General features: G+C 48.3%; 5 protein-coding genes and 1 pseudogene. 4 read left to right on the forward strand and 2 right to left on the reverse strand.

Going from position 1 to position 6,000, the window contains the following annotated elements:
- Nucleotides 1-625: 625 nt before the first annotated feature.
- Nucleotides 626-1,747 carry a calcium/proton exchanger gene (cax, locus tag QUA99_RS26125; protein ID WP_333242265.1) on the reverse strand — a complete coding sequence of 374 codons (1,122 nt, stop codon included), beginning with the start codon at nucleotides 1,745-1,747 and terminating at the stop codon, nucleotides 626-628.
- A 469-nt stretch (nucleotides 1,748-2,216) separates the two neighbouring features.
- Between cax and QUA99_RS26130 the strand changes: the two genes are divergently transcribed.
- From QUA99_RS26130 to QUA99_RS26145, 4 genes are all read left to right on the forward strand, one after another.
- Nucleotides 2,217-3,416 (forward strand): FAD-dependent monooxygenase, encoded by a 1,200-nt coding sequence (locus tag QUA99_RS26130; RefSeq protein WP_333242268.1) that lies wholly within the window; start codon nucleotides 2,217-2,219, stop codon nucleotides 3,414-3,416.
- Between the two features lie 166 nt (nucleotides 3,417-3,582).
- Nucleotides 3,583-4,404 (forward strand): alpha/beta hydrolase, encoded by an 822-nt coding sequence (locus tag QUA99_RS26135; RefSeq protein WP_333242271.1) that lies wholly within the window; start codon nucleotides 3,583-3,585, stop codon nucleotides 4,402-4,404.
- Nucleotides 4,401-5,234, forward strand: coding sequence for a class I SAM-dependent methyltransferase (locus QUA99_RS26140; protein WP_333242274.1), 834 nt, complete (start codon nucleotides 4,401-4,403; stop codon nucleotides 5,232-5,234). Before QUA99_RS26135 ends, QUA99_RS26140 begins: the two co-directional genes overlap by 4 nt.
- Nucleotides 5,235-5,252: 18 nt before the next feature.
- The gene (locus QUA99_RS26145; protein ID WP_333242277.1) at nucleotides 5,253-5,717 is read left to right on the forward strand and encodes a GNAT family N-acetyltransferase; all 465 of its coding nucleotides are present in this window, start codon (nucleotides 5,253-5,255) and stop codon (nucleotides 5,715-5,717) included.
- Nucleotides 5,718-5,726: 9 nt separating this feature from the next.
- On the opposite strand, the pseudogene QUA99_RS26150 reads toward QUA99_RS26145, so the two are convergent.
- Nucleotides 5,727-6,000: pseudogene (locus QUA99_RS26150) on the reverse strand (hypothetical protein); the annotation flags it as partial.

The raw sequence follows: 6,000 nt of genomic DNA on the forward strand, positions 1-6,000 counted from the left end.
TTCCGGTATGCCCTACCGTACTTGATTAGTCCTCTTGAGATAGTTAGGTTTTGATTCAAATAGGAGTTTTCCTAGACGGCAACACGGTTAGGTGTGACTGCGTACTCAAAAAAAATAAGAGTACGAGTTTTTATGTTGTCTAGTTATACTCACTTTTCAACTTATGACGATCGTAGCACACCTAGTACAAGACTCATGAGCACTCTTGATTGAAATCTTCCACTCTAGCTCAAGTCAAGCGGACTAAAGTCTCCCTGGTTTTCCCCATCCCGTCTGTTTCTATAACCTGGGGCGATCGAATCTAACAACCGGGTTGAGGTTCAAGGTTCTGTTGTTTGTCCCAGCCGATCGAGGTCAAAAACCGCTCATGAGAGCAGATGGTTGACAAAAAAATCAGAACTAATAACTAAGAGCTGCCAGATTTCAATTGTACGATCGCAACGACAACTCTCGAAGCAATAGAGGAAGAGCGGGAGTGTGGGGGATGGGGAGTGTGGGAGTCTGGGAGTGTGGCAAAGTTGAGAAAATCTGCCTTCTGCCTTCTTCCCTCAAAATCCATCCCTTAAATCGGTTAAATCTCGTAAACTGTTTCGTTGCCGAACTTCCTTCTGCAGAAGAAAGCCTGTTAAACAAGTCCCTCAATTACCGGATGGAAGTAGAAAGCCAGCCCCAAAACCGTATAAGCTGCCAACAGCAAAGTACCTTCTAGCCAGTTAGAGTTGCCGTCAGAACTGATAGAATTGGCGATCAGCACCGACACCGCAACCGCTACAAGTTCAAACGGGTTGAAGTTCAAGTCCATCGGTTTGCCCAAGACAAAACCTGCCAAAACCAACACCGGGGCAACAAACAAAGCAATTTGCAAACTCGAACCCATTGCCACAGAAACCGACAAATCCATTTTATTTTTCATCGCCACCGTCACCGCCGTCGTGTGTTCGGCCGCATTGCCAATAATCGGCACTAAAATTACCCCGGTAAACAGTGATGTCAGCCCCAAACGCGCCGTCGCTTCTTCCAGACTACCCACCAGCAGTTCCGACTCGACAGCTACCATCAGGGTACAGGCCAACAGCACCCCAACCCACAGCGGCAGATTGACTTTGTGGTCAGGACTGTCTGGTGCTAAGTTACTTTCGGCTAATTCTTCAAGCATTCCTATTTCTGCCACCCCTGCCTCGTACAGATAACTGTGGGTTTTCATCGAAAACAGCAGCGTCAGCACGTAGACGACAATCAGGACTACAGCAACAGCGCTAGAGAGGTTCTGCATAGTTGCCGGAGGGATGCCAATAGAGGTGGCATTAACTGCCGTCGGCACCAAAATGGCAATCACGGCTAAGTTCATCGCTGAAGCATTCAACCGGGCGACAGTCGGTTGAAAGTCTTGTTCTTTGTAGCGCAAGCCGCCCAGCAGCATCGCAAATCCCATCACCAGCAGCAGGTTGCTCATAATTGAACCGGTGATGCTGGCCTTGACAACATCTATGAGCCCGGCGTTGAGGGCGACGATGCCGATAATCAGTTCCGTGGCATTTCCGAAGGTAGCGTTCAGTAAACCCCCCAAATTGGCACCGAGGACGACGGCGATTTCTTCGGTGGCCGTGCCCATCCAGGCCGCTAGAGGGACGATGGCTAAAGCCGAGGTGATGAAGATTGTGGAGGATTCCCAGCCGAGAAAGTGTCCGGCGATGGAAACTGGGATAAATAACAGCAGGCTGGAAATAATTGTATTTGTGTTTAGCATTTAGATTCTCAAAAGCTGCCAACCGTCAATCATAGCCTGCCACAAAGTTTAATAAACGGGGAGGGTTGGGGATTTGGGTGTTCGCTTAAAGTTGGGGGTGGCAGATCCTCTTCGAGGGCTTTCCTTCGGATCGCGAAAGCTAACGCTAACGGGCGATCGAGCTTTGAGGCAGCCTCCTCTACTTGTACTTCACGAACTATTTCACACATTATGCGTCAGATCGAGACGCATCAGATAACCGAAAAATTTAGCAAATGCTGTTTTATTCCTCATGCAAAACAGAATACCCAAATTCCCTAATTATCCAATAATTCCGCGATCTAAAAGTTAGATAATTCTACGTTTAATTAGATTGATTTACTTACCAAAATACTGGCCAGCAAAAGTGGATAAATAGTTGCGGGTAGTCTTTGACCTCTTAGGATGTAAATTAAGCTGGGAATACATTAATAAGCAATGGGGCATGGCCATGACGCAAGTTGTAATTGTGGGAGCGGGGCCAACTGGTACGGCACTTGCCTTACTGCTGGTGAAACGAGGTATTGCTGTAACGTTGGTTGAGGCGGCAAAAGATTCCTACCGAGTGTTTCGCGGTGAAGGGTTAATGCCCAGCGGATTGGATGCGATCGCCCAAATGGGCTTATCCACTATGCTAGAAGGTGTTCCACACCGACAAATTGATGCCTGGGAGTTCGTTGTGGGCGATCGGCAACTATTTCGAGTTGATGAGCCAATGGGGTCAAATCGACCTTGTACGCTGGTATCGCAACCGCCTTTGCTAGAAACACTAATTTCAGAAGCTAAGTTGCATCCAGAGTTTGAATTTATCTCAGGTGTTCCCGTAAAAGATTTACTGTACAGCAACGATCGCATTGCGGGTGTAAAGCTAGGAGATGGGCGAGAGATTCCTGCTGCACTTGTGATTGGTACAGATGGTAGAAACTCGGTTGTACGACAGCGTGCAGAATTAGAGTTAATAAAACAGCAGAATAGTATAGATGTTCTGTGGTTTAAACTGGCCGCTCATCCTCGGTTTGTGGCGGATAATGTATTTTATTCTATCCTGAATGGCGGTAGCGGATTCAGTGTCTTTCACGGGGCAGAATCAGGAAAACTTCATCTGGCTTGGGTGCTATCTGCCGATGACAAAACGGATCGGAAACACACAGACTGGGCAGAAACTTTCGCATCGCTATCTCCTGCGTGGATGGCAGAACATTTCCGCAACTGTGCCGATACGATCGAATCTCCGATGCGATTATCTGTTGTGGTTGGTCGCTGTCCGCGCTGGCATCGACCCGGAATCATACTTTTGGGGGATGCGGCACATCCCATGTCTCCGGTTCGCGCTCAAGGAATTAACATGGCGTTACGCGATATAATTGTTGCCGCCAATCACCTTGTACCTTTATTGAAAGCAGGGGCTAATTCCGAGGATATTGACTTAGCATTATCGCGGATTCAGGCAGAACGCGAACCGGAAATTATTCGCGCCCAACAACTTCAAGCACAAGAAGCGTGGAAAGGCGAACAACTGCGAAAAAATGGATTGTTGCGTTTGTTGATGATGCAAGCTGCTCCGTTTTTGGGGGGGAAAATTAAACAATTTTGGGTAAAAGGACAGTATGAATTGCGCCAAGGAGTAACAGAGGTAAAATTGGTGGTGTGAATCGGAATGATTAAACCACAGAGGGCACAGAGGACACAGAGAAGGAGATGAGAGAGATAATAATTCCGATGTTAAGGTATTTGATATAACTGAGTATTTTTTTTGCGAAAAATCCGGTTTCTGAGTACCGGTGCGTCCAGGACTATAAAACTTAGGAGAAGTTTTTATGCGATCGACAAATATCAAAGGACCGATCGGCACTATTCACATCATCGAAGCCAGCCCCCCTGTCACCGCTGGGGAATCCGAGGCGCTGCCGGTGGTGTTCGTGCACGGTATGGCGGTGTCCGCGAGCATCTGGGAGGCGCAGCTTGCCCGTGTCGCCCGTACCGGACGCGCGATCGCCCTTGATATGCGGGGACACGGCGATTCTGCACCGCCGGAGGACGGCAACTATGCGCCCGCTTCCTGTGCAGCGGATGTTTTCGCGGTACTGGATGGGCTGGGACTCGATCGAGTGGCGATCGTCGGACACAGTTTCGGTGCCTGTATTGCCCTCGCCACAGCAGCCAGCGCACCGCACCGCATCGCGCAGTTGATTCTGGCAGACCCACCTGGAGATTTTACCAAGGTGCCTGCAGATGTGCACGAGGAACGCATCGTTCCCTACCAGAGGGCTCTGGAGACGGAGGATTGGCAGGCTGCTGTGGAAACCAGCTTCAATGAGGCGCTGACAGGAAGCACGGCCCCTACGCGCGATCGGATACTCGCTTGGTTGGCGGCGACTCCACAGGATTGCCTGTCTGGAATGTCTCGCGGGATGTTTGCCTTTGAAGCTGTTGATGCTCTCGATCGCTACCTAGCAGCCCCTGGAACACGGGCCCGCGCCATTATTGCTCCCTCAAACACTTTTCCCTTCAGCCTCCACATCCTCCGTCCCACATTGACGACAACTACGCTACCCGATACTGGACACTGGCTGATGCTGGATGCGCCGGAGGCCTTTGCGAGGGAACTGGATATTTGTTTGGGAAAAGAATCGATATGAATGACTCCTCCCTAAGTAGCTATAAACAGCAAATTCTTAATGACTTTAACAACCGTCAAAACTACGAGACTGAGCTTCATATACGGGCGGCAAACCGATTAGTAGAGTTGGCAAAAATACAACCCGGCCAGCAAGTTTTAGATGTCGCTACTGGAACAGGTTTAGTGGCGATTGCTGCGGCTTTTGCTGTTGGTTCCACAGGTCGTGTTTTGGGAACTGACTTTGCTTCGGGAATGCTGCTGCAAGCCGAGCAGAAAGTCGCTGTTTCGGGACTGACTAATATCAGGTTTGAGAAAGTGGATGCAGACGAGCAAGAGTTCCAGGAAAGCCAATTTGATGTTATTTTGTGTTCGTCGGCGATCGTCTACTTCACAGATATTCCGACATCGCTGCGTCGATGGCACAATGCTCTGAAACCAAGAGGGTTACTTGCATTTTCCTGTCTGGCAGAAACCTCGCCTACCGCGTCTGTCTTGTTTCGGAAAGTAGTACAAAGATACGGTATTGCTATCCCGAATCCCAATGAGTTACTGGGAACGCCGCAGAGGTGTTGCGAAATGCTTGACGATATCGGGTTTGAAGACATCGAAATCACGACTGAGCAATTTGGCTTCTACTTGCAAGATGCGGAAGCTGCGTGGACTGGCAATGCCAAGAGTGCATTCGGGCTTCAAAATGTGAAATGGTCAGATGAACAGTGGCAGCAGTGCAAGCTGGAATATTTTACAGAAATCAATGAAGCTTCAACCGCAGCAGGTTATTGGAACGATATCACAATGTTCTTTGTCAGAACCCATAAATCTGCTCAAGTCGATGCACTCCTTACTTAACAAATCTTTTGTCAAAGTATGCAGCATATTCACATCGCTAAAATTTCCGAGTTTGATGAGGGATTAATTATCCATTTAATTGAGGAAAGTCTGTCCCAAGGTTTTCAGTTTGTGGAAAGACTGGTCCGAGATTATCGTAATGGTTGTAACTGCTTCGACAAGGTTGGTGAAGCTTTATTTATAGCGTCATCGCAGGAAAGAGCGATCGGAATTTGCGGCTTGAATCGAGATCCTTATTTCAACGATCCAAAAGTTGGACGATTGCGGCATTTGTATGTTGAGTCAGTTTGGCGGGGAAAGGGGGTGGGGCGTTTATTGGTCGATCGGCTGATTTACGAAGCCAGTCAGCATTATCAGTTATTGACGTTGCGAACAGATACGCCAGCAGCCGACAGGTTTTATCAAAAATTGGGATTCAAGACTCAGCGCAATTGGCAGCATACGACGCATCATTTACAATTGAGCGAGATAGACTGTGCGTGACTTTTAGTCTTACCACAATTCATCGAGAGTTAAGTTGTGGGGGTTTTTGAGGATGAAGGCGTTGTTGTCTTTGATTAAGTCACCGCTACAGAGAATCGGTAAGCGTTCTTGATAAGCTTTAATCGCCAGGATATAATCTTTGTCTGCGAGTAAAGTTTGAATTTTCCGCAATTTGTCAGCTACAAGGCCGAGGAGAGTAACTTCGCCGGGAGCATCCCGGTTTTGCAAAAACCTCAAATGGCTAAGAGGTCGTTGAGGTAAGCACAACGAAGTTTTAGCATTT

It is taken from the genome of Microcoleus sp. F10-B2 (assembly GCF_036704965.1).
Lineage (GTDB): Bacteria > Cyanobacteriota > Cyanobacteriia > Cyanobacteriales > Microcoleaceae > Microcoleus.

What these genes read in the sequence shown, in the direction of transcription:
- cax (WP_333242265.1), bottom strand. Translation starts at nt 1,747, where the DNA reads ATGCTAAACACAAATACAATTATTTCCAGCCTGCTGTTATTTATCCCA.
- QUA99_RS26130 (WP_333242268.1), top strand. Translation starts at nt 2,217, where the DNA reads ATGACGCAAGTTGTAATTGTGGGAGCGGGGCCAACTGGTACGGCACTT.
- QUA99_RS26135 (WP_333242271.1), top strand. Translation starts at nt 3,583, where the DNA reads ATGCGATCGACAAATATCAAAGGACCGATCGGCACTATTCACATCATC.
- QUA99_RS26140 (WP_333242274.1), top strand. Translation starts at nt 4,401, where the DNA reads ATGAATGACTCCTCCCTAAGTAGCTATAAACAGCAAATTCTTAATGAC.
- QUA99_RS26145 (WP_333242277.1), top strand. Translation starts at nt 5,253, where the DNA reads ATGCAGCATATTCACATCGCTAAAATTTCCGAGTTTGATGAGGGATTA.